The following is a 22,243-nucleotide window of genomic DNA, read 5'->3' as shown; positions in this document are numbered from 1 at the left end:
GTTCGGGCAATTCCAAGGCGCTGCTTTGGCTACCCGAGAGATCCGCCATGCGGTGTTTCAGATGCGATGCAGGCAGCCCCACCTTAGCCGAGACGATCGCCTGAAGGCCCGAGCCGCAGAGTCTATTGACCGTGAGACAGGGAACGTCGCTACTCAGGCCGCCGTCGATTGCGGCCACTCGCGAAATATATGCGTCGCGCGGCTCCCCGTGAATGACGTTGCCAAACACAACGTGACCTATTCGCGCCGGTTCAATCCCGGCTCGCACGATCGCACCCTCAAGAGCGATCTTGGCCAGTCGCGTTGCGGGCACGTCTTTCAGCGAGCGCCCCAATGAGCCGATTGCGGTGCGCCCGGCGGATACGAATACAACTTGATTTGCTATGGAGTGCCTCCATTGCGGCTCCTCGAAGCCCCGTTTCGATGAATTTCGGTTGCCTCACTGATTTCGGCGTTTGCCTTCCAAAAGGTCGGGCACGGCGCGCGCAGCGTCGAGCACATTGGTGCCTAGTCCGAAGACCGCAGCCACGCCACGGTCGAGCAGGAATTGATAGTCCTGCCTCGGAATGACGCCGCCGACCTTGCCGTCAAATCCAAGGTACATGTCGTCGGCATGTCTTCGCTCGCGGCGGGGCACAAGATGCTCGCGCCGCAGCTCGTCAAAGCGTTCAAGGCAAAACACACCGCGCCGCCTATTGCGCGCGCGAATCGTCCAGGGCGCCCACCATGTATTGCACAAGCTCCTGAGTATCCGTCTCCGCTGTCCGCTTCTCCGTCACCTTGCGCCCCCTGCGCATCACCATGAGGCGATCTGAGACTGCGAAGACATCTGGCAGCGTGTGCGTGATCAGGATGACGGGGACCCCCTGGTCCCGTAACTTCCTGATGAGTTCCAGGACCTTTTGCTGCTCGGGAACGCCGAGATTGTTGGTCGGTTCGTCCATAATCATCAACCTGGCGTCCCAATAGACGGCTCGGGCGATAGCGACGGCCTGACGCTGCCCGCCGGACAGGCTCTCGATCGGCTGCGTGAGTGTCGGAAATTGGATCGCCAGCGACTCCAGCGCCGCTTGGGACTGCCGAAGCATTATCTGCTCGTCGAGCGTCCGGATGAGACCGGCGAGGTAGCGCTTCTTCACTTCGCGCCCAAGAAAGATATTGGCGCTGACATCGAGATTGTTGGCGAGCGCCAGGTCCTGGTAGATTGTCTCGATGCCCTCACGGCGCGCGTCCATCGGGCGGGCAAAATGGCTGAGCCGGCCCTCGAAGCAGATCTCGCCTTCATCCGGCTGATAGACGCCAGACACGCACTTTATGAGGGTCGACTTGCCGGCGCCGTTGTCGCCGAGCAGAGCAACGACCTCGCCAGGGTAGACATCCCAGCTTACGTCGTTGACCGCCACAAGGCCGCCGAAGCGCTTGGTCAGCTTCCTGATCGAAAGGACAGGCTCCGTCATGTCGGCGGCCTTCCTGTCGCGCGGCCGATGATCAGGTCTCGCGACTGGTCGATCAGGACGGCAACGATCACTACGGTGCCGACGACGATGAATTGCCAGAACGCCTCGACGTTTAGCATGACGAGACCGGTGGTCAGCACGGCGATGATCAAAGCGCCGATGACGGTACCCATCACGCTTCCGGCGCCGCCGAATAGGCTGACGCCGCCGATAATGACGGCGGCGATCGAGGAGAGAAGCAACGGATCGCCGATTACCGCCGAGCCGGCAGTGAAGCGCAGTGTCGACAGGAAACCGGCGATACCGGCCGTTGCCGAGGAGAGCATGTAGAGCGAGATAATATGGCGGTCGACGGGGATGCCGGTTCGGATCGCCGCCTCGACATTGCCGCCGATGGCGTAGGTATGCCGGCCGAACTGGGTTTTTCGCAAAACGAAGATGGCTATCGCGACGACCGTGGCGGTGACGACCACGGGATAGGGAAGGATACGGTCCATGCGGCGGAGCAACTCGCCGCTTACCTCCGGTGTTGCTAGGAAATAGAGACCGCCGGCCTCGCCGCGGATGAAATAGACGAGAGCGTCATTGCCATAGGCACGAATTCCTGGAGGCAGGCCGATCACCGTCGTGTTCTCGGACATCAGCAGCGCGACGCCACGCACGATGAACGAACTACCTAGCGTGACGATGAAGGCGGGTACCTTCAGCTTGGCGATAATCACGCCATTGATGAAACCGACGACACTGGCGCCAGCCACTGCGGCAAGGAATCCGATGACAACAGAGGGAAAAAGCGGCAGTCCGGCATTGAAGACAGCGCGGATCGCCAGCGCTGACAGCACCGAGGCGAGACTCATGACCCAGCCGACGGAGAGGTCGATGCCGGCGGCGATGATGACGAAGGTCTGGCCGAGGCCGAGCAAAAGTATCGGTGTGATGGCGACGAGGATGTTCTGCGAGTTGCGCACGGTGAGGAAACTGACGGCGCCGTTGCTGTCGATCGGCACCGTGATGACGAAGAAGACGATCATCAGGGCGAGGAAAGCCCAGGCCCAGAGCCGGCTCAGCGCTAGCACGAATCGCTTCGGTGGCGTCAGGGTTTGCGCTGCGGGGGCGATCTCCGCCACCGCCTTCATTTCAACGCGAGCCACGTCACCTCCGTCCTCATCAGAGCACACGAGCGAATGCGGGGAGCGCCGCGATCGGCGCTCCCCGGCAGGTCATTCAACCGTCACCCCGCTACTTGGCCGGAACCTGATAGATGAAGCGGGCAATCGCCGGGTCTTTTACATTGTCTTTGTCGATGATGGCGAACCCGGTCTCCACACGCCGCGGCAGGCTCGTGACGCCGGCAGCATCGGCCGCGGCGAACTGCACGGCCATGTAGCCCATGTCGAACGGTTTTTGCGCCAGCACCAGCGAGACGACGCCGGTGTTCATGAGCTCGATTGCCAACTGCGTGGCGTCATAGGCGACGACTTGAACGTGCCCCCCCAACCCGGCGTTGACGACGGCCGTTCCGGCGCCTTGGGCGCTGAACACGTTGGTGCCAAATACCCCGGCGAGGTCGGCTTGGCGTTCGAGGACCGCGGCGGTCTGTTGCGTCGCTTTGTTAGGGTCATCGAGATTGTAGTCCGGTCCGAGAACCTTGATGTCCGGAAACTCCTTTTCCATCACTTCCTTGAAGCCCTTCTCGCGGCCCTCGACCGAGCTGACGTTCGGATTCGTGGAGTTGATATAGACAACGCCCTTTCCACTGATTGCCTTGGCGAGACCACGGGCTGAAATGCGTCCGCCTTCGACGTTGTCAGAGCCGATGTAGCTGATGGGGAAGGTCACCGGGCCGTTCACATAGTCGCCGTCGCCGAGGAATGTATCGACGGTGATGATCTTAATGCCGGCGTCGAGCGCCGCCTTGAGCGGACCGATCATCTGGTCCTTGTCGGTCGGCGCGGTCACGATGTAGTCGAGGTCGCCGCGCGCCACCATCGCGTCCAAAATCGGCGTCTGGGCCTCGACGCCCCATGTCTGCGGGATCTGCGTCACGATCTCGACGCCGAGATCCTTCGCCGCAGCCTCAACGCCAAGCTGCATCACCTGATAGAAAGGGTCGACGACGCCGGGCAAAAAGCCGATCTTGATCTTGTCTTGGGCGGCAGCAGTGAGCGGAGCTGCCGCAAGCGCCAGCGCTGTGATCAGTGCAAGGCAAAGCTGTCTTTTGGACATTTATAGCCTCCCTAGCTGATTTTTTTGGATGCTCAGCCGACGTTTCCGGTTCGTCGCTGAAGCTTAGCAATTCTAGCCAAATGTTGAATCGCTTGCAAACGACGAGCAGGATCAAGCCGTTTGCCAGCTTCCGCTTCGACCCGGCCGACGCTCATGTTTTCGACGGTCAGGGGCGCAGATGCAGGCCTAGGCAAATCATCGGCCAGATGGCCACGAGCCGGTTCTCAACGGAACCGCCGGCTGCGCGGGGGACACGACGCGCGGTTCTGAAGAAGCGGTGCTTTTAGCGCAAAGATCTGATCGAAGCGGGCGGTTCCGGATGCCATTTGGCACGGCGGCGTAATGGGTCTGTTCCGATCTTGGCAGAGTCTGGATATCGAGTTCCGCCCCGCCGGGCCTGGACACCCAACCCACCGAACTGCGTTCTCCCCCAAAAAGGGCCATCGCGCAACTGCTCTCAGAGAGAGCGGCAGACTTTCCTTACCCGCCGTAAAGGTATTGAGGAAGCCAGAGCGTTATGCCTGGCCAGATGTACATGATGATCATGCAGACGATGACGATTAGCATGTAAGGCATCATGCCTGCGAAGATCTGGTTGAGCGTCACGTGCGGGGGAGAGACGCCCTTCAGATAAAACGCCGACATCGCGACGGGGGGTGACAAGAACGCCGCTTGCAAATTCACGAAGACGAGTGTCCCCCAAAGGACCGGGTCGATGTTGAAGTGCCTTAACATCGGCAGAAAGATCGGCACGAAGATGATGATGATCTCGGTCCATTCGAGGGGCCAGCCGAGAATGAAGATGATCGCCTGCGACAGGATCATGAACTGTACGGGCGACAGGTCGAGCGACAGCACCCACTGCTCGAGCAGCGCCTGACCGCCGAGGATCGCAAAAACCGCGGAGAACAGCGCCGAGCCGACAAAGAGCCAGCACACCATGGCTGTGGTCTTCGCGGTCAGGAACACCGCTTCCTTGATGCGCTTCCAGTCGAGCGTTCGGGCCTGGAACGCCAGCAGAAAGGCACCGGCGGCACCGACGGCCGCGGACTCGGTCGCGGTAGTGATTCCGAACAGGATGACGGCGAGGACGACGACCGTGAGTACGCCAAGCGGCATGACCGACGAAGTGAGAAGCTTCACAACCTCGAGCCGCTCGGCATTCATGTTTCGGTAGTAGCGGACGAGCATCACTGCGGCGACCGCGGCGATGATGCCGAAAGCAACGTAGAAACCGGTCGTCGGTCCGGCGTCCACCGCTGGAGCGCCGAGCTCCTCCACCGCCGGAGCGCCGAGCTGCTCCAGTTCGGGCGGTGCTTCGGCTCCCGCCGTTGCTTGCGGATGGATGACCACATACCACCACACGAGCCCAAGAGTGAGCGATGCCAACGCAAAGGGGACCAGCGCGGCGCAGCTGTTCTTGAGCAGCTTCCAATAAGTGAGGGGACCGTTCTCCGTTTCGAGCACCATCGCCCTGGATGGCGAGAGCAATGCCGAAAGAAGTCCGATCAGCATGTTGCGCGAATAAGCTGCCCCGAAGCTTCGCATCCAGGCCGGTACCGGGACCTTTGTTTGATGCTCCGGCAAGGGCGGAGCGATGTGCGGACTGATTGTCGCCCAGCCGAGAATGTAGAGGAGGTACAGAAAGGCAAGGAAAAAGCCCGGGAACATCGCGGCGGCATAGAGCTTCACGACGGACTGACCTGCAACCGCCGCATAAACGATGATCATGACCGATGGCGGAATCAGGATGCCCAGCGTGCCGCCTGCGGTGATGACGCCGGAAGCGAGCTTCACGTCGTATCCGGCGCGCAGCATCGGGTTGAAGGCGATCACCCCCATCAGCACCACGACGGCGCCGACGAGGCCGCTGGCAATGCCCCAGAACGTGCAGACGATGAGCGTCGCAACGGCGAGCGATGCCGGTACCCGCCGGAACGCAAGCTGGATGCTGTAGAACATCTTGTCGACCAGCGCCCCGCGTTCCATCACATATCCCATGAGCACGAACAGCGGGATGGAGATCAGAACGTCATTGGTCATTGCGCCATAGGTGCGCTCTACCATCAGGTCGAAGATGCGGTTGTCGATCCAATGCTCCGCCGGATTGTAGAACGCGTAGAACCCGAAAAACATGCCGAGGCCCATCAGCGTGAAGGCCGTCGGGAAACCCATCAGGATAACGACCACGATGAGCGCAAGCATCGTCAGTCCGAGGGCTGGATCGCTCACCCCTGCAAGTCTCCGCCCATTCCGCGCTGGCGCGCTTCCTCATCGATCTTTTGTGCGCGCTCGATCGCAGCCTTGCGCGTCTTTTCGTCGACATATTCGCTGGCCGCAAGCTGCTCCTCCACGACGTCGATCTCCGAAACGTCTCTGCGCCGGCTGGGCCACTGCCCCGTCCTGAGACAGACGATGCAGCGCACCATCTCGGCCACACCCTGAAGCATCACAAGGGCGCCGGCCAGCGGAATGACCGATTTGAAATGGTAGATCGGCGGCCCCTCCGCCGTCACGGTCGAGTGTTCCCCGATCCGCCATGAAAGCGCGGCGTAGTCGTAGCCTGCATAAATGAGGGCCGCGATGCCCGGCAGGAAGAAAAGTACGTACAATGCAAGATCGAGCGCAGCCTGTGTCCGGGGTCGCATCGAGCTGTAGAGAAAGTCGCCGCGTACATGGGCATTTTGCGCAAGCGCATAGGCCCCGGCGAGCATGAACAGCGTGCCGTAGAGCATGTTGCTGACGTCGAATATCCATGCCGTGGGCATGTTCAGGATGTAGCGCTTGAAGACCTCAGCGCAGACCAGCATCATCAGCCCGATGATGAGCCACGCCGCGGCCTTGCCGACCCACGAGCTAATTGCTTCGACCGTATTCAGGAAATGCTGGACGTTCATGCGCGGCAGCCGAATTGCTGGAGTGTCGGATGAAGGCAAAGCGCCGTTCGGTCGTAGCCGGGACGGTGCCTTGCCGGCTCTAACCGTGCGTCAGATATCCTTCGCTACGCCGTTCGGACCGAAGTAATGATCGAAGGCCAGACGGCGGCCCACGACCGTGTCCTGTTCCCACTGCGCGGCTCGCTGGGCAAAGGCGATCTGCGATTCGAGGACCTCCCGGAACAGCGGGTTCTCTGCCGCCTTCTTCTTCACGACCTCGTCGTAAACCTCCAGCTGCCTCTTGAGGATTGCTTCGGGCGTCTTGTAGAACTTGACCTTATCCTTCGTCCGCATCTCCGAATAGTCTGTCGAATAGCGGTCGATCGCTTTCCAGGCCATGTCCTGCGAGGCAGCCTCAACCGCATTGGCAATGATGGCCTTCATCTGATCAGACAAGGCGCCGTACTTCGTCTTGTTGAACAGGATCTCGAACTGCTCCGCATTCTGGTGATAGCTCTGCAGCATGCAGACCTTGGACACGTCCGGAAAACCGAGCACCCGGTCGGACGAGGCGTTGTTGAACTCGGCGGCATCGAGCAGGCCGCGGTCCAGTGCCGAGACGATTTCGCCGCCGGGCAGCGCGTTGACGGCTGCGCCCAGGCCGGTGAAGACATCGATGGAGATTCCGACCGTACGGAACTTCAGGCCCTTGAAGTCTTCGACCTTGGAAACGGGTTTCTTGAACCAGCCCAGCGGCTGTGTTGGCATCGGTCCATAAGGGAAGGAAACCACATTGGCGCCTATGGAGTCATAGAGCTTTGCCAGAAGCTCCTTCCCGCCACCATATTTGTGCCACGCCAACAGCATGTTGGCGTCCATGGCGAAGCCCGGGCCGGATCCCCAGAGCGCGAGTGCCGTCTGCTTTCCGTAGTGGTAGACGAGCACGCCATGGCCACCGTCGAGCGTCCCCTGCGACACCGCATCGAGCAGCCCGAATGCAGGCACAACAGCACCCGCCGGAAGCACTTCAATGCGGAGATCGCCACCCGTCATGTCATTGACTTTCTTGGCAAAATCAAGCGCGAATTCGTGAAAGATATCCTTGGAGGGCCATGTGCTCTGCCAGCGCATGTTGACCGGCCCTTGCGCCCTGACGATGCTTGGAGCAGCAACGATTGCCGCAGCTGCGACAGCCGCCTCGCCAAGGAACTTGCGGCGCGACGTCTTATTCGTCTTATTCCATGTCTGGATCCTTGTTTTGGTCATCGGTTCCTCCCGAAGGTGGTAGGCCTTTAAGGCCCGTGCCAAACAATACTCCTCAACGACAACCATGCAAAATTGCGGCAGCACGGCATACAAGCCTACAGGTCGGGGCCAACCAGCGCGTCACAATTTCTGGATCAGGAGCCTACGCGCCCTGCGAACCGCCGCGCTTGATGCCAAGCTGACGACGAAGTTTGATCCTTCTATTTCGATGCTCGGCCCGTTGCCAAGCTGGCAGGATGCTGTTCGGCTGCTACGCCGAAAGCAGGGCGAGCGGCAATCCTCGGAGGCCCAATAGAATCCAGCGAAATCAACAGGATATGAGGTGGGTAGCCATCGTCAGCGTGACTAACCCCGCAGAAAAAACAAGCTAAGCCATTGATAAATAACGACATGGTGGTGCTTGCAGTCAGTGGCGAACCAGTCTCTGTCTCATTTTCCCTGTTACGCGCCGAAAAACAGCGAATTTTCGGCGATTTTGGATGTCCGAGCCAATTTCGGCGTACAATCTCGTCGCAGCTTCAACGCCTTGGCAGAAAATTCCCTATTCGGCCTAACAGGGAAATTAAAGTAGTCCAGCAGGGAAAGTGGAACGCACTTAGACCATCTAGTCTAGGCAGACGAAAGCACGGAAATGCAAACCGGCGTTCAGACCAGCATGCCCATCGGGTTTTCGATCATGCGCTTGAAGGCGCCGAGCAGCTCGGCGCCCAGCGCGCCGTCGACGGCACGGTGATCGGTCGACAGTGTCACCGACATCACATTGGCTATCTTGATCTCGCCTTTCTTCACCACCGCCCGCTCTTCACCCGCGCCAACCGCGAGAATGGTCGCATGCGGCGGGTTGATGACGGCGGCGAAATCCTTCACGCCGAACATGCCGAGATTGGAAACGGCCGTCGTGCCGCCCTGATATTCCTCTGGCTTCAGCTTGCGGTTGCGGGCACGACTCGCCAGATCCTTCATCTCGTTGGAGATGGTGGACAGCGTCTTTTCGTCGGCGTGGCGGATGATCGGCGTGATCAGGCCGCCGGGGATCGACACGGCGACGCCGACATCGGCGTGCTTGTGCTTGACCATGGCGTTGTCGGTCCAGGAAGCGTTGGCGTCCGGCACCGCCATCAGCGCCACGGCAAAAGCCTTGATCACCATATCGTTGACCGAGAGCTTGTAGGCGGGAACCTCGCCCTTCTCGGTCTTCTTCATCGGCGCTGCCGCATTGAGCTGTGTGCGCAGCGCGAGCAGCGCGTCGAGCTCGCAGTCGAGCGTCAGGTAGAAATGCGGGATGGTGCTCTTGGCCTCGACCAGGCGGCGCGCAATGGTCTTGCGCATGTTGTCGTGCGGAACGAGTTCGTAGGAGCCTTCCGCGAACAGCTTCAGCACCTGATCGTCCGACATCGGCTTTGCGGCCGGAGCGGCTGCCGGCGCGCCTGCGGGGGCCTTGGCCGCCGGCGCCGCCTTGGCGCCGCCGGACGAGATCGCTGCCTCGACATCGGCGCGGACTACCCGGCCATGCGGGCCTGAGCCTTTGATGTCGGACAATGCGAGACCTGCTTCCCGCGCCAGTCGGCGTGCAAGCGGCGTCGCGCGGACGGCCCATGGTGATTGGCTGATCTCCCCCCCTGTGGGGGAGATGGCCGGCAGGCCAGAGGGGGGCGCGAAGGAATGAGACGCAGGCGGGACAGCGCCCGCACCTGTCGACTTCGCGGACACCTCCCCCTCAAGGGGGGAGGTAACGGCCTCTGGCTTCGCAGCGCCGGTGCCATAAGCCTCATTGTCGGTATAGATCCAGGCGACGGCTTGGCCGACGGGAATATCGATCCCTTCCTTGCCGACGATGTCGCGGACCGTGCCGCTCGCCGGCGCATCGATTTCCATCGCCGCCTTGTCGGTCTCGATCTCGAAAAGCAAATCGCCCTGCTTGACGACGGCGCCTTCGGCGACGAACCAGCGCGAAATCTGCCCGGTCGCCATGTCCATATCGACCTTGGGAAGGATGACTTCGACAGGCATCGGCTAGCGTGCTCCCCTGACCAGATCCCGTGCCGCCGCGACGATGTTCGGCACTTGCGGAACGGTCGCCCTTTCCAGATCGGGATTGTAGGGGATCGGCGTTTCTGCGCCCCCAAGCCGCACGATCGGCGCATCGAGGAAATCGAATGCCTCGCTCTCGGCGATCGTCGCGCTGATCTCGGCGCCGACGCCCAGTGTCTTGACCGCCTCGTAGACGCAGAGCAGCCGGGAGGTCTTCTTGACGCTTTCGATGATCGTTCGCTTGTCCATCGGCCGCACGGTCCTGAGATCGATCACCTCGACGTCGATGCCCTCGGCCTCCAGGGCCTGCGCCGCCTCCAGCGCCTTATGCACCATGATCGAGGTGGCCACGATGGTGAGATCCCGGCCCTCGCGGCGGATGTCCGCCTTGCCGATCGGCACCGTATAATGTCCTTCCGGCACCGGCCCTTTCATCTTGTAAAGCAGCTTGTGCTCGAAGATCATCACCGGATCGGGGTCGGCGATGGCGGCCAAGAGCATGCCCTTGGCATCGTGAGGTGTCGCCGGCTGGATCACCTTCAGCCCCGGCACATGGCCAAGCCAGGCCTCCAGGCTCTGGCTGTGCTGGGCGGCGGCTCCCGTGCCCGAGCCGGCGGGAAAACGCATCACCACCGGCACCGAGACCTCGCCACCCAGCATGAAGCGCATCTTCGCCGCCTGGTTGACGATCTGCTCCAGCGCAAGCGTGGCGAAATCGGAGAACTGGAATTCGAAGATCGGCCGCAAGCCGGTCATCGCCGCGCCGACGGCGACACCGGCGCCGCCGAGTTCCGAGATCGGCATGTCCATCACACGCTCAGTGCCGAAGCGCTCGACGAGATCGCCGGTCACCTGGAAGGCGCCGCCATAGACGCCGATGTCCTCGCCCATCAGGAAAACGCGCTCGTCGGTCTTCATGGCGATGGCCATCGCTTCCTGGATCGCCTGAGCATAGCTCAGTTCGCGTACGGTGGCTTCCATCACGCCAACTCCGTATAGACGTAGTTCTGGAGATCCGCGATGTCGGGAGCCGGGCTCGCCTTGGCGAACTCAATGGCCTCGGCGATCTCCTGCATCACCGCCTCGCGCACCGTTTCGATGCCCTTGTCGTCGATGATGCCGAATTCCTTCAGTTCGGCCTCGAACAGCGTGATCGGATCACGGTTCGACATCCAGTCCTCGATCTCTTCCTTGGTGCGGTAGCGGTTGCGGTCGCTCTTGGAGTGGCCTCGATAACGATAGGTCTTGGACTCGATCAGCGTCGGCCCCTCGCCCGCCCGGGCGCGCTCGACCGCCGCGTGCGAGGCTTCCGCGACTTCCGTGAAGCTGTTGCCGTTGACGATGACGCCGGGCATCGAATAGGCCGCCGCCCGCTCGGCGATGTTCCTGACGGCGGTCGAGCGTTCGGTCGACGTCGACATGCCGTAACCATTGTTCTCGCAGACGAACACGACCGGCAGCTTCCAGATCGAGGCCATGTTCAGCGCCTCGTGGAAGGCGCCCTCATTGTTGGCGCCGTCGCCGAAGAACGAGACCACCACCTTGCCGGTGTTCAGCTTCTTGGCCGAAAGTGCTGCGCCGACCGCGATCGGTATGCCGCCGGCAACGATGCCGTTGGCGCCGAGATTACCCTTCGCGACATCGGCGATGTGCATCGAGCCGCCGCGCCCCTTGCAGTAGCCCGTGGTCTTGCCGAAGAACTCCGCGAACATCTTCCTGACCTCGGCGCCCTTGGCGATGCAATGGCCGTGACCGCGATGGGTGGAGGTGATCTGGTCGTCCTCGCCAAGCGGCATGCAAATGCCCATCGCGCTTGCCTCCTGCCCGATCGACAGATGCATGGTGCCGTGGATCAGGCCGCGCATATAGCAGTCCTCGGCGCCCTCCTCGAAGCGGCGGATAAGGTACATCTTGCGTAACACGTCCTTGAGCTGCCCGGCGTCGTAATGCCGGTAGGCAAAGGGCAGATTGGTGACCTCGGCCTTTTCCATCACCGCTTTCCTGGCCATCGTCATGCTCTCCCTTCGCCGTAAACCAACCTGTCCTGTCGCGCCCTGAGCTCGGCGATCCTGGAACCCGGCGCCGGTGCCGCGTTGGTGTAGGTGATGAGATCGCCCCTCCTGATCGGCGCGGTCGCCGAGCCGCCTTGAAGCAGGCCGCAGGGAACCGCCTTGGCCGCCCGCGCTTCCGGCGCGGTCATGATCCAGGCGCGGTAGCAGTACTCGCCGATCGCATCGAGCCGTTCACCCGGCTGCATGTCTTTCTTGGCGACCGCGCAGACCTCGGCCACCGGCGTCGCCAGCGGCACCATGTCCGCCTTGCCGTAGAGCACGACGCGCGCGCAGGTCAGCGGAACCTCGAGCGAGGTCAGGTGATATGGACGATGGAAGGTGAAGTACGGACCCTTGCCCATCTTCAGGTCTTCCATGCGCTCCGAGACGCGCGGATGCGACATGTCGGCGACGACGAAGACGCCGGGCGCGACGCCCTTGCCGATCGAATAATCGACGACACCGACCTTAGACAGCACACCACCGTCTTTTTGCGGCACCAGCACTTTCGACAATTCACCCAGCGTTGCCGTGGGACCGTGCATGCCTGGCCTGTCTGGCACCAGTCCGGTGGCATTGGCGATCGCCGCCATCTCGACCATCGTCTTGGAGCCGTCGACGAATTCTACCAGCATGCGCACGTTCATGTGGCGTCGCGCGGCCTCCTCGGCATAGTCGTGAGGAACTGCGTCGAAGTTGAGCGGGTTGTTCTTGCCCTTGCCGGCGGCGACGATCGGGTGGCCCATCGCCGACACGAACTCGATGAGTTCCATGCAGGAAGACGGCTCGTCACCGGCGCCCAGCGAATAGGTGACCCCCAGTCTGTCGGCCTCGCTCTTTAGGTAGGCGCCGATGGTCACGTCCGCTTCGACATTCATCATCACCAGATGCTTGCCGTGCTCCATGGCCCGCAGCCCATATTCGGCGCCGACGGCCGGGACTCCGGTAGCGTCGATCACCACGTCGATCAACTCGCTGTTGATGACGAGGTCGGCATCGCCGGTCACCGCGACCTTGCCGGCTTCGATCGCTGTGGTCATGGCCGAGGTGCTGGACACCTCGCGCGAATGCCCCGCTTCCTGAAAGGCGATGTCGACTGCCTTGGCGGCCGCCGGCAGATTGAGTTCGGAGATCGCGCCGATCTCGATGCCTGGCATGTGGGCAACCCTGGTCACGATATCGGTGCCCATCTCCCCGGAGCCGATCAGTCCGATGCGGATCGGCTTGCCGGACTTTGCGCGCTCGGAGAGATCGCGCGCTAGGCCAGTCGGCGCGACATTGATGCTCATTCCTCTGTCCTCCCAGGGGCGACTTGCCTCCGGCCTGACAAATACTGAACATCTGTCTTTAGATCAAGACGAATGTACAAATCTTTGCGGCAAAATCCGAGCTGGAATTTCTTGGGCGATGGAAGAGCATTCCGCCTTGCAACGACATTGCCGCTGCCTACGAAAAGCCGGGCTCGCCGGGCGGTAAATTCGATCAGGTCCCGAATGCGGGCATCGGAACGCGGACGGCGAAGGTCGGTCGGAAGACGGACGGCGATTTAAGGGTCGGGCATGACGCCTTATGACGGCGCTGCCGGGGGCAATCGATCGAGCTCGCGGGGAGCGGCAAGCGCTTTCTTGATCGCCGCCCTCTCCTGCGCCATCGCCGGGAAGAGCCAGTTCGGTTCCAGGCCGACGAACTGATCGAGGAAGGCGATCGACATGTTCGGATCCTCCACGGCGTTCTCGCGATAGGACCACCAGACGCGCAAGTCCGAGGCGGCCCTTTCAAGATCGCGGGATTGCCCGAACTCCTGCTCGTGAACGGCCGCGATGCCGCAGACACAGAAATTCGTGTACAGAAAGCCTTCCGGCCAGAAACGCGCGATCTCGAGAGTGGCCTTGTCTTCCACTTCGCTCGTGCCGGCGTCGGAAACCATGACCGCCGGCTTGGTCCGGATCAGTTCGCGCAGGGCAAGCCCCGCCACGAAGACGATATAGTCGGCGCGATCGACCGCGGCGGAATCATCCTGCGCGTCGATCGCCGCGATCCAGTCGAAGAAGACCTGGTTCAACAGCTTGCCGTCGATCCGGTAGGAGAAACCGAAATGCTCCTGCACCAGTTCCACATTGTTCCGAAACGCCTTGGAAAACCAACGCAATTGTCTGAGCCGGCGCCGCAGGTCCGGTATCGAGGACAATTTGTCCTTTGGTGTCAGGTCCATTGCCTCGTTCCAGTTGAAGCACCCAGGGTATCCCGCCACGGGCGATGCACAAAATGTACATCTGTCGCGAGGAAAAAGCAAAGGTACAGCCATTTCCGATCGCGCGACACGCCTTTTGGCGAACCATCAACTACGGAAGATGCGGGACCAGATCGGCGAAGACGCGCGCCAGTTCCTCAGGCCGCTCCTGGCTCGCCAGCGCCTTGCCGAACAGCGCATAGCGCGCATCGACCGCCGCGCAGACGCCGGGATAGATATCCTCGTCAGCGCTCACGTCGTCGCTGTAGCTAGCGACCGCCGTGGCGAGCGCAAGCGCCGCCGCGACGAAGATACCGCTATCCAGCATCCGGCTGTTGGCCGCGTCATCGATATATCGAGGCGCTTCGACGGGGCGGGCGCGAAGAACGGCGTGGGCCATGACGGCGGCGCGCAGCGCGATGTCATCGAGCGACGCTTGACTGGCCTTGGACCGGCCGGACGGCGCGGGCTCCAACCCTTTGGCCGCGAGCCGATGGGCTTCGCCGAACAATTCCTCGCTCAGCCGAGGATTGGCGACTCCTTTCGCCAGCAGGATTCGCTTGGCCGCAAAATAGCAATCGCGTGCGAATAGTGCCTTGGACGCCGCATTCCCGGTGTCAAAGTAACGGCCGAGCGGATAGGCCGATGCGCCGCCGAAATGCGCGTTGGGATCGGAAGACAGGAGCCCTATTGCGACCGATTCCAGTGCCGAGAGAGCGCCGTCGGAGAAGTCGGCGATCGCCGTTACCAGCTCAGCCGGGCCAGCGAGGCGCTCGTTCCGGTCCACCGATTGGTCGCCCTGGCCTTTGTGTGCTGAAGCACGCATTTCACGTGCGACGAACCGCACGTCGCGCAGGCGTTCCTTTACCTTGGTTCGCAGTTCCTCCGGCAAAAACGACGCCATCACCTGGGTCCCTTTGACTGTCCATCGTTACTCTTTGCAAAGATAGACAATTATGGGCTGCAAAGCTATGACATCGTGATCCGCGCATCCTGTGTTCCGGCTGTGACAGGTGGGCTGGAATGACGGGAGCCAAGGGGACCATGCGCCAGAGGAAACGGGGCTCGAAAGATCCCGAGATGCCGTTTGGCGAGAATGTCCGCGGCTCGAGCCAGGCGGACCGCGTGCGCATCCGGACCGCCTGGATGTACTATGTCGAGCAGCTCACCCAAAGCGAGATCGCGGCAATCCTCAATGTCGGCCGAGTGACCGTCGTCAGGCTTCTGGCCGATGCCCGTGCCCGCAACGAAATCAAGATATCGATCAACGCGAAAGTCGCAGATACGACCGAGCTTGAGCGCGGCCTGGAAGAATTGTTTGGCATCCAGAAGGCGATCGTGGCGCCGCTGTCCAGCCCGCAGGCCGATCCAGTGCCGGTCATCAGCGCCGCGGCGGGCGACTATATTTCGCAGATCGCGACGTCGAACATGCGCGTCGGCGTCGGCTGGGGACGGACGCTCTACAACACGCTGCCCTTCATCAAGGGCCAGTCGCTCACCGGCTTCCGCGTCTACTCGCTGCTCGGCGGCATCATCCAGGCGCGCCGCTTCAACCCGGCCGAGTTCGCCTGGCAGCTGGCCGAGCTCTTCCAGGGTGAAGGCTTCCTGGTGCCGGCGCCGGCAATCGTCGACAGCGTCGAGACGAAGCGCACCCTGATCGAGCGGTGCGGCCTGAACACCATCTTCGAAATGGCCGAGGACCTCGACGCCGTGCTTCTCAGCGTCGGCGGAACCACATCGACCGCCACCTCGTACCAGGTCGGCTACCTGACCGATGCTCAGCACGACTCGCTGGTTTCGGCCGGCGCGATAGGCGACCTTCTGTTCCACTTCTTCGACGAGCGCGGCAATCTCATCGATCACGAGATCAACGACCGCGTGATGTCGGTTGGCCTCGACCGGCTGCGCAGGGCGCCGATCCGCCTGCTCGCATCCGGCGGCCCGGAAAAGGTCAGCGCCTTGATCGGAGCGATGAAACTGGTCAATCCGACGGTCTTCATCACCGACGAGGTGACCGCCGCGAGCATGATCGAAAAGACGCGGCAGGGCGGATTGCGGAACAAGAAATAGATCGCGAACGAGGACGGCCCGCGCCTCGGGAACATCAGGCGGCGAGCGTGTTGGTCTTCCTCCTGGTGCGCCGCGCGAATTCCATCGTGTGCTCGAACGACGTTACGCCGGCCTGACTGCCAAGCCCGGTTGCGTTCAACGCCGAGGTCGCCTGCGCCAGGGTGACCGCGCCTTCCGCGTCGAGCCCGCGATGCAGGCCCGCCGCGAAGCCGGCGTTGAAGGCGTCGCCGCAGCCGCAGGTGCAGACCACATCGACCTCGAATGCCGGGATGTGGAAGCGCGTGCCGTCGGCATTGTGATAGTAGGCGCCGTGCTCGCCAAGCGTCAGGATGCAGCAGCCGACGCCGCGATCGATCATGAAGCGCGCCACATCCTGTATATCGGACAGACCGGAAAGCAGGCGCGCCTCCTCGACCGACGGGAGGAAATAGTCGACATGCGGCAAAAGCCTGGCGATCATCTGCATGTCTTCGCGCCGGGCGGAAGCGACGTCGAGCGTGGTCACGCAGCCGCGTTTCTTGGCGCGCGCCAAAAGATCGACGGTCGGCTCGCCATCCATGCGATCCATCAGACCCGCGCCGCCGACATGCACGAACGACGCATCCAGCACCCGGTCGAACTGGTCAGGCTTGATCTCGAAGAAACCGGTGGCACCGCGCATGTGCATGGCGGGCCGCTGGCCGTTTTCCTGTACCGCGACGATGCTCGACGAGGTGCCCACGCCTTCGATGCGCTGCATCATACTGGTGTCGACGCCATAGCGGCTGAGCCGGCCAAGCACCCAGTCGCCCATGTCGTCGGCGCCGACGCCGCCGACGCCGAGCACTTTCATTCCGTATTTCGCCGCCACGATCGCCGCAGCGCCCGCGGCGCCGGAAACGGCGATGGTGATCTCCTCGAGGAAATCGAATTCGGTCGGGCCCGGAATGCGGCGCACCGGCCGGCCGAGGCAGTCGAACGTGAAGAAGCCGATGGAGGCGTAGTCGTAAAACACGGTGATTTCCCGTCAGTTTGGGCGGATGCGCTTGCCCGATTCCGCCTCGAAGAAATAGAGGCGCTCGGAATCGAGCTCAATGGCGATGGCCGTGTCGAGCGGCTGCCGGAAATCCCGGTCGGCCTTCACCTCGACGACCATCGCCTCGGTGCGGACCGAAAGAAAGGTCTGGTCTCCGGTCGGCTCGAGCCCGTAGAGCTGGCCCTTGAGGTGGGCGGCAGTGCCTGTCGACACTTTCGCATCTTCCGGCCGTACACCGAGAATGACGCCTGGGGTGTCCGGCAGGTTCACGCCGGCGACCTCGACCCCTGGGGCGGAAAACCGCTTGCTGCGCACCTCGCCCTTGATCAGGTTCATGGGCGGCGAGCCGATGAACCCGGCGACGAAGGTGTTGTTGGGATTGGTGTAGATCTCGTCGGGCGTTCCGAGCTGCTGGATGCGCCCCTTGTCCATGATGACGATTCTGTCGGCGAGCGTCATCGCCTCGACCTGGTCGTGCGTGACATAGATGGTCGTGATCTTCAGCTGGCGCTGGACGTGCTTCAGCTGCACCCGCATCGCGTTGCGCAGCTTGGCGTCGAGATTAGACAGCGGCTCGTCCATCAGGAACACGCGCGGCTGCCTGACAATGGCTCGCGCAAGGGCCGCGCGCTGCCGCTGCCCGCCCGAAAGCGCGCCGGGCTTGCGGTCGAGATAGGCCCCGAGTTCGACCATGTCGGCGGCCCGCCGCACTCGCTTATCATGCTCCGCCTTGGGGATGCCACGCATCCTCAAAGGAAAACGGATGTTCTCGTAGACGGTCATGTTCGGATAGAGCGCATAGCTCTGGAACACCATCGCCACGTCGCGGTCGCGCGGATCGAAATCGTTGACCAACTCGCCATCGATCCAGATCTCCCCCGACGTCAGGTCGTTGAGGCCGGCGATCATGCGCATCGTCGTGGTCTTGCCGCAGCCCGACGGCCCGAGGAAGACCATGAACTCCTCGTCGCGTATGTCCAGGTCGACACTGTCGACGCCGACGACCGCCCCCCATCCCTTGGTGACCTTCTTGAGCTGAATCTGAGCCATGTCCGTCTTTCCAATTCTTTCGTTGCCCGCGCCAGCCGATAGGCCCCCGCGCGGAATGTCTCAGCCCTTGACCGCGCCCATGGTCAGGCCGCGCGACAGATGCTTCTGGATCAGCACGACCAAAAGCATGATCGGCACGAAGGCGAGGAAGGCGACGAGAGCGATCGCGTTGTAGATGATGCCGTCGGAGCCGCCGGTGAAATTGGCGAGCGCGACGGACAGCGTGTAGGCGTTCTTGGTCGACGCGATCAGCAAGGTGAAGAGAAACTCGTTGACCGCGAAGATGACGGCGATCACCGCCGCGGTGATGATGCCCGGCAGGCACATCGGCACGATGATCGAGACCAGGATGCGCAGGTCCGAGGCACCGTCGGTGCGGGCGGCATCCTCGATCTCATGCGGTATGTCGAGCATGTAGGAGCGGATGATCCAGGTGACCAGCGACAGGTTGATCGCCGCGTAGACCAGCATCAGCGCCCAGACCGTATCGAGCAGGCCGAGCGTGCGGAAAAGGAAGAAGATCGGGATGGCGACGATGGCCGGCGCCATCATGCGCGTCGACAGGATGTAGAAGCCGATGTCTTCGCGGAAGCGGTAGTTGTAGCGGGCCAGCGAATAGGCGGCCGGGATGGCGAGCAGAAGATCGATGACGACGCTGCCGCCGACGGCCCCGACCGAATTGCGCAGGTAATTGCCCATCGGCCAGTCGGTCCAGATCATGTCCCAGGCATCAAGCGAGAAGCTCGGCCAATAGATCGGCTGGGCGGCGATGATCTCCGTCCTCGGCCGCAATCCGATGGACAGGAACCACAGGATCGGCGCCAGGCAGAACACGGCCCATGCCCCGAGCACCAGATAGCGCAGGAACAGGCTTTCGGAGGATTTGCCTTTGGCGGCCATTTCTATTCCCGTCCCGAGCGGAAGAAGCGTTTCACGAACAGCTGCGCGACGATCACTGTCATGGCCAGCATCACCACCGAAACGGCCGAGGCGTAGCCGAAGTTGAAGGTCTTGAAGCCGATACGGTAGATGAAATAGCTGATCGTCTCGGTGGCGCCGCCGGGTGTTCCGCCGGTGATGATGAAGACCGAGGCGAACATTGTGATGATGTCGATGGCGCGCAGGATCAGCGCGACAACGACGATCGGCATCATCAGCGGCAGCGAGATGTTCCAGAAGATCTGCCGCCATTTGGCCCCGTCCAGCCGCGCCGCCTCTTCCATCTCGGCGTCCTGGCCCTGCAGCGCCGCGACGAAGATGATGAAGAGGAAAGGCGTCCACTGCCAGACGTCGGCGACGATCAGGGTCAGCCGGGCAAGCCAGACCGAGCCCAGAAAATCCAGGTTGCCGTCGATCAATCCCAACCGCATCAACAAGTCGCTGACGATGCGGCCATCGTTGAAGGCGAGCTTCCAGATGAAGGCCACTGCCGACGGCATGAACAGCATCGGCATCAGGAAGATGATCCGCCACGACCTGACCCATGGATCGCGATAGGCAAACGCCGCGATGCTGATGGCGATCGTGCACTCGACGGCAAGCGCGATCGCGCCCATGACGAAGGTGTTCCAGAGCGCCTGCCAGAATTCGGAATCCGACAGCAGCTTGCTGTAGTTCTCAAAGCCAGCGAAAGACCAGTTGTTGAACCGGACGTGGAAGAAGCCCTGATAGATTGCATAGAGGCCGGGATAGAGCGTGATCCCCAGCAGAAAGAGCACCGAGGGCGTCACCAGAAGATAGGGAAAAGCCTTACGGCGCCAGCGGCTTCGAGGCCGGAGCCGGGCACCGGGATGGGCGGCCTTGGCCGCCCATCCTGCACTGTTCTGGACCATGGATTCCTGCATTCCCTCAAGTGTCCCCAAATCGGCCTTGATGAGGCGCGTCAGACCGGCGAGGCCTTGCCCTTGCCAATCCAGGTCGCCGGAGCCACGGCGGCATATTTGAAGGGCTCCTTGTCGGAGAAGAAGCCATTCTTGGTCATGATCTCCTTCCAGGCCTTGGCGCCGGCGTCCAGTGCTTCCTTCGGCGTCGCCTGGCCGACGATCGCTTTGTTTATCTCGTTCCCGAGCGCCTGTTCCATCTCGAACATTCCCGGAATGCGCGGCGCGCACCAGGCGTAATCCAGCGAGTCGGCCCAGACCGCGGCGGGCTGCGACACCGATCTGAGCTTATCGTTCTTCAGCACCGACTTGTAGCCCGGCGCGACACCGTTGGCATTGGCTTCGTTCATCGCCATGATCGATGCCGTGGTCAGGAAGGCCAGCATCAGGAAGGCGCCTTCCGGGTTTTGCGACGTCGCCGTCACGCAGGAGGTCGACCCGGCGATGTTCGGCGGCGCGAAGCGGGCGCCTTCGATCTGAACGCGCGGCTCATAGATGGTCAGCGCGTCGCCGACGATGCGGCTTTGGTCCGGGCGCGTCGCCTGGGTGCCGGAATCCTGCCAGGAGATGTTCATGGCGAGCTGGCCGCCGAGCCAGGCAGCGCGGTTTTCGCCCCAGCCCCATCCGGCCACGCCTTCGGCCGAAGAGGCCTTCAGCGCCAGGATGGTTTCCAGCGCCTTGACGCCGGCATCGCTGTTGAAGACAGGCTCCCAGGAATCGTTGAACAGGTCGACGCCGTGCTGCGCGGCGATGTGCTCCCAGGTGTACGTGGACCAGAAGCCGCGGGCGCCCATCAGGCCGACGCCGGCAACGCCCTTCTCCACCTTGTTGAGCTCCGCCGAGAGCCGGATCATCTCATCATAGGTCGGCACGGTCAGCTTGGTGTCGGCATCCTTGCCCGTCACCTTCTTCAAGAGCGACGGACGCACATGCACCATCTGGATGTCGCAGTCGAACGGGATGCCGTACAGGCCCTGGTCGCCGAAATAGCCGTAGTTCAGGCGGTAGGTGTCGTAGAAGTCGTCGAGCGGCAGCTTCCACTTCTCGGCATAATCGTCGAGCTTGGCGAGGAAGCCCGGGCCGGCGAAGTCGCCCAGCCACGGCGAGAAGAACTGCAGAGCGTCGAAGCTGGCATTGCCAGAGATGAATTCGGCCAACACCTTGTCGTACATAGAATCGTCCGGAATAGGCACGAGTTCGACCTTCATTCCGGAAAGCTGCTCGAAGGGCTTCAACCCGTCCGCGGCCGATTCCATGTCGGCGGCGCCGATCGCGAACTTGACCGTCTTTCCGGCAAACTCACTGCGCACCTTTTCCCAGTCAACGGTGCGGATCCAATCCTTGGCGGGGTCCCAAAGCTCATCATTGTCGGCAAGCTTGTAGAGATCGCGGTATTCCTTTTTGACGTAGCCGCCGACATTGATCTTGGCGAGAATGTCGGCCGGGTTCTCGGCTTCCTGCGCGAAGCTGCGCCGGACATTGAAAAGCGACACACCCCCAGCCGCCACTGCCGAAGCCCCAACCGCCGCCGTCGACATCAGAAACGACCGGCGCGACACATCCTTCCTACTTCCGATAGGCATTGCAAATCCTCCCAAAAATGCCCGCCAGAGACTTCATGCACCGTTGCGGGCCGATGACGATGCTAGCTTCGCGAACAGGACCGTTCCGGGCCCTGCACTGATTAAGCAGTCACGAAATACACCGTGCGAGCCGCGCGGAATCCGAGCCGCGCCTGTCCAATCCCGCAACAGCATAAAGACACATGTGATTGGGCCTCCCAACTCCCCCGATTTCACCGGAGGCCGCTTGCCTCAGCGTGAACATCGTTATTCTCACGAAGTCAAATGTTCACATTGGCGAGGCATTGTCAATATGGTCTCGCCCGACTTCAGCGCATCTTGGCGAGCGACTTGTTCAACGGGGATTGGATGCAGGAAACGAGCAACGATGTGATCCCGCAGAACGCCCTCGATTTGGTTCAGAGTTTCTGCCTGCTTTCCTCAGCTGGGAGAAGAGACGATAGCGATGAAGGCGTCGCAGTTTCACGGACAGGCGAAAGGCGTTAATCATCAGCAAGGCAAGGGGTAT

19 protein-coding genes and 1 pseudogene are annotated in these 22,243 nt (G+C 61.9%); 1 reads left to right on the top strand and 19 read right to left on the bottom strand.

Features of this window, described 5'->3' with window-relative positions; genetic code table 11:
- Positions 1 to 94: 94 nt before the first annotated feature.
- The 14 genes and pseudogenes from AC4FWB_RS16365 to AC4FWB_RS16300 all read right to left on the bottom strand — a co-directional run.
- Positions 95 to 385: pseudogene (locus AC4FWB_RS16365) on the bottom strand (thiolase family protein); the annotation flags it as partial.
- A 54-nt stretch (positions 386 to 439) separates the two neighbouring features.
- Positions 440 to 604 carry a hypothetical protein gene (locus tag AC4FWB_RS16360; protein WP_491027423.1) on the bottom strand — a complete coding sequence of 55 codons (165 nt, stop codon included), beginning with the start codon at positions 602 to 604 and terminating at the stop codon, positions 440 to 442.
- Positions 605 to 692: 88 nt separating this feature from the next.
- The gene (locus AC4FWB_RS16355; RefSeq protein WP_491027250.1) at positions 693 to 1,457 is read right to left on the bottom strand and encodes an ATP-binding cassette domain-containing protein; all 765 of its coding nucleotides are present in this window, start codon (positions 1,455 to 1,457) and stop codon (positions 693 to 695) included.
- The gene (locus AC4FWB_RS16350; RefSeq protein ID WP_491027249.1) at positions 1,454 to 2,608 is read right to left on the bottom strand and encodes an ABC transporter permease; all 1,155 of its coding nucleotides are present in this window, start codon (positions 2,606 to 2,608) and stop codon (positions 1,454 to 1,456) included. Before AC4FWB_RS16350 ends, AC4FWB_RS16355 begins: the two co-directional genes overlap by 4 nt.
- Before the next feature lie 88 nt (positions 2,609 to 2,696).
- On the bottom strand, positions 2,697 to 3,584 hold the full coding sequence (locus AC4FWB_RS16345; protein ID WP_491027248.1) for an ABC transporter substrate-binding protein: 888 nt from the start codon (positions 3,582 to 3,584) through the stop codon (positions 2,697 to 2,699).
- 579 nt (positions 3,585 to 4,163) lie between these two features.
- Positions 4,164 to 5,915 carry a TRAP transporter large permease gene (locus AC4FWB_RS16340; protein ID WP_491027247.1) on the bottom strand — a complete coding sequence of 584 codons (1,752 nt, stop codon included), beginning with the start codon at positions 5,913 to 5,915 and terminating at the stop codon, positions 4,164 to 4,166.
- Positions 5,912 to 6,580, bottom strand: a complete 669-nt coding sequence (locus AC4FWB_RS16335; protein WP_491027246.1) for a TRAP transporter small permease subunit — start codon at positions 6,578 to 6,580, stop codon at positions 5,912 to 5,914. The genes AC4FWB_RS16340 and AC4FWB_RS16335 overlap by 4 nt, the downstream gene beginning before the upstream one ends.
- 90 nt (positions 6,581 to 6,670) lie before the next feature.
- Positions 6,671 to 7,825 (bottom strand): TRAP transporter substrate-binding protein, encoded by a 1,155-nt coding sequence (locus AC4FWB_RS16330; protein ID WP_491027411.1) that lies wholly within the window; start codon positions 7,823 to 7,825, stop codon positions 6,671 to 6,673.
- Between the two features lie 645 nt (positions 7,826 to 8,470).
- Positions 8,471 to 9,835, bottom strand: coding sequence for a pyruvate dehydrogenase complex dihydrolipoamide acetyltransferase (locus tag AC4FWB_RS16325; protein ID WP_491027245.1), 1,365 nt, complete (start codon positions 9,833 to 9,835; stop codon positions 8,471 to 8,473).
- A gap of 3 nt (positions 9,836 to 9,838) precedes the next feature.
- Entirely contained in the window at positions 9,839 to 10,837 is a 999-nt protein-coding gene (locus AC4FWB_RS16320) for an alpha-ketoacid dehydrogenase subunit beta (protein WP_491027243.1), read from the bottom strand.
- Positions 10,837 to 11,871 (bottom strand): thiamine pyrophosphate-dependent dehydrogenase E1 component subunit alpha, encoded by a 1,035-nt coding sequence (locus tag AC4FWB_RS16315; RefSeq protein WP_491027242.1) that lies wholly within the window; start codon positions 11,869 to 11,871, stop codon positions 10,837 to 10,839. Before AC4FWB_RS16315 ends, AC4FWB_RS16320 begins: the two co-directional genes overlap by 1 nt.
- Positions 11,868 to 13,196 carry an NAD(P)H-dependent oxidoreductase gene (locus tag AC4FWB_RS16310; protein ID WP_491027241.1) on the bottom strand — a complete coding sequence of 443 codons (1,329 nt, stop codon included), beginning with the start codon at positions 13,194 to 13,196 and terminating at the stop codon, positions 11,868 to 11,870. Before AC4FWB_RS16310 ends, AC4FWB_RS16315 begins: the two co-directional genes overlap by 4 nt.
- A gap of 278 nt (positions 13,197 to 13,474) precedes the next feature.
- Positions 13,475 to 14,119 carry a hypothetical protein gene (locus AC4FWB_RS16305; RefSeq protein ID WP_491027240.1) on the bottom strand — a complete coding sequence of 215 codons (645 nt, stop codon included), beginning with the start codon at positions 14,117 to 14,119 and terminating at the stop codon, positions 13,475 to 13,477.
- A 130-nt stretch (positions 14,120 to 14,249) separates the two neighbouring features.
- A complete protein-coding gene (locus AC4FWB_RS16300; protein WP_491027239.1) occupies positions 14,250 to 15,029 on the bottom strand; it encodes a hypothetical protein in 780 nt (259 codons plus the stop codon).
- 131 nt (positions 15,030 to 15,160) lie between these two features.
- On the opposite strand from AC4FWB_RS16300, the gene AC4FWB_RS16295 reads away from it, so the two are divergent.
- Positions 15,161 to 16,207, top strand: coding sequence for a sugar-binding transcriptional regulator (locus tag AC4FWB_RS16295; RefSeq protein WP_491027238.1), 1,047 nt, complete (start codon positions 15,161 to 15,163; stop codon positions 16,205 to 16,207).
- A gap of 34 nt (positions 16,208 to 16,241) precedes the next feature.
- Here the strand turns inward: AC4FWB_RS16295 and AC4FWB_RS16290 are convergent, their stop codons facing one another.
- Genes AC4FWB_RS16290 through AC4FWB_RS16270 form a run of 5 tightly spaced genes read right to left on the bottom strand, consistent with a single transcriptional unit; the run spans position 16,242 to position 21,735 of the window.
- Complete coding sequence (locus AC4FWB_RS16290; RefSeq protein ID WP_491027237.1) at positions 16,242 to 17,201, bottom strand: carbohydrate kinase family protein; 960 nt, start codon at positions 17,199 to 17,201, stop codon at positions 16,242 to 16,244.
- 12 nt (positions 17,202 to 17,213) lie between these two features.
- Complete coding sequence (locus AC4FWB_RS16285; protein WP_491027236.1) at positions 17,214 to 18,272, bottom strand: ABC transporter ATP-binding protein; 1,059 nt, start codon at positions 18,270 to 18,272, stop codon at positions 17,214 to 17,216.
- A 60-nt stretch (positions 18,273 to 18,332) separates the two neighbouring features.
- On the bottom strand, positions 18,333 to 19,172 hold the full coding sequence (locus AC4FWB_RS16280; RefSeq protein WP_491027235.1) for a carbohydrate ABC transporter permease: 840 nt from the start codon (positions 19,170 to 19,172) through the stop codon (positions 18,333 to 18,335).
- A gap of 2 nt (positions 19,173 to 19,174) precedes the next feature.
- The gene (locus AC4FWB_RS16275) at positions 19,175 to 20,104 is read right to left on the bottom strand and encodes a carbohydrate ABC transporter permease (RefSeq protein WP_491027234.1); all 930 of its coding nucleotides are present in this window, start codon (positions 20,102 to 20,104) and stop codon (positions 19,175 to 19,177) included.
- 50 nt (positions 20,105 to 20,154) lie between these two features.
- Entirely contained in the window at positions 20,155 to 21,735 is a 1,581-nt protein-coding gene (locus AC4FWB_RS16270; protein WP_491027233.1) for an ABC transporter substrate-binding protein, read from the bottom strand.
- Positions 21,736 to 22,243 lie beyond the last annotated feature (508 nt).

The organism is Mesorhizobium sp. LEGMi-168a (genome assembly GCF_058312955.1).
This window is presented reverse-complemented; position numbering and strand designations above follow the sequence as displayed.

Excerpts from the sequence above, each read along its gene's own strand:
- AC4FWB_RS16285 (WP_491027236.1), bottom strand. The coding sequence starts at position 18,272 with ATGGCTCAGATTCAGCTCAAGAAGGTCACCAAGGGATGGGGGGCGGTC.
- AC4FWB_RS16310 (WP_491027241.1), bottom strand. The coding sequence starts at position 13,196 with ATGAGCATCAATGTCGCGCCGACTGGCCTAGCGCGCGATCTCTCCGAG.
- AC4FWB_RS16355 (WP_491027250.1), bottom strand. The coding sequence starts at position 1,457 with ATGACGGAGCCTGTCCTTTCGATCAGGAAGCTGACCAAGCGCTTCGGC.
- AC4FWB_RS16295 (WP_491027238.1), top strand. The coding sequence starts at position 15,161 with ATGACGGGAGCCAAGGGGACCATGCGCCAGAGGAAACGGGGCTCGAAA.
- AC4FWB_RS16335 (WP_491027246.1), bottom strand. The coding sequence starts at position 6,580 with ATGAACGTCCAGCATTTCCTGAATACGGTCGAAGCAATTAGCTCGTGG.
- AC4FWB_RS16305 (WP_491027240.1), bottom strand. The coding sequence starts at position 14,119 with ATGGACCTGACACCAAAGGACAAATTGTCCTCGATACCGGACCTGCGG.
- AC4FWB_RS16275 (WP_491027234.1), bottom strand. The coding sequence starts at position 20,104 with ATGGTCCAGAACAGTGCAGGATGGGCGGCCAAGGCCGCCCATCCCGGT.
- AC4FWB_RS16360 (WP_491027423.1), bottom strand. The coding sequence starts at position 604 with ATGTACCTTGGATTTGACGGCAAGGTCGGCGGCGTCATTCCGAGGCAG.
- AC4FWB_RS16315 (WP_491027242.1), bottom strand. The coding sequence starts at position 11,871 with ATGACGATGGCCAGGAAAGCGGTGATGGAAAAGGCCGAGGTCACCAAT.
- AC4FWB_RS16320 (WP_491027243.1), bottom strand. The coding sequence starts at position 10,837 with ATGGAAGCCACCGTACGCGAACTGAGCTATGCTCAGGCGATCCAGGAA.
- AC4FWB_RS16280 (WP_491027235.1), bottom strand. The coding sequence starts at position 19,172 with ATGGCCGCCAAAGGCAAATCCTCCGAAAGCCTGTTCCTGCGCTATCTG.
- AC4FWB_RS16330 (WP_491027411.1), bottom strand. The coding sequence starts at position 7,825 with ATGACCAAAACAAGGATCCAGACATGGAATAAGACGAATAAGACGTCG.
- AC4FWB_RS16325 (WP_491027245.1), bottom strand. The coding sequence starts at position 9,835 with ATGCCTGTCGAAGTCATCCTTCCCAAGGTCGATATGGACATGGCGACC.
- AC4FWB_RS16270 (WP_491027233.1), bottom strand. The coding sequence starts at position 21,735 with ATGCCTATCGGAAGTAGGAAGGATGTGTCGCGCCGGTCGTTTCTGATG.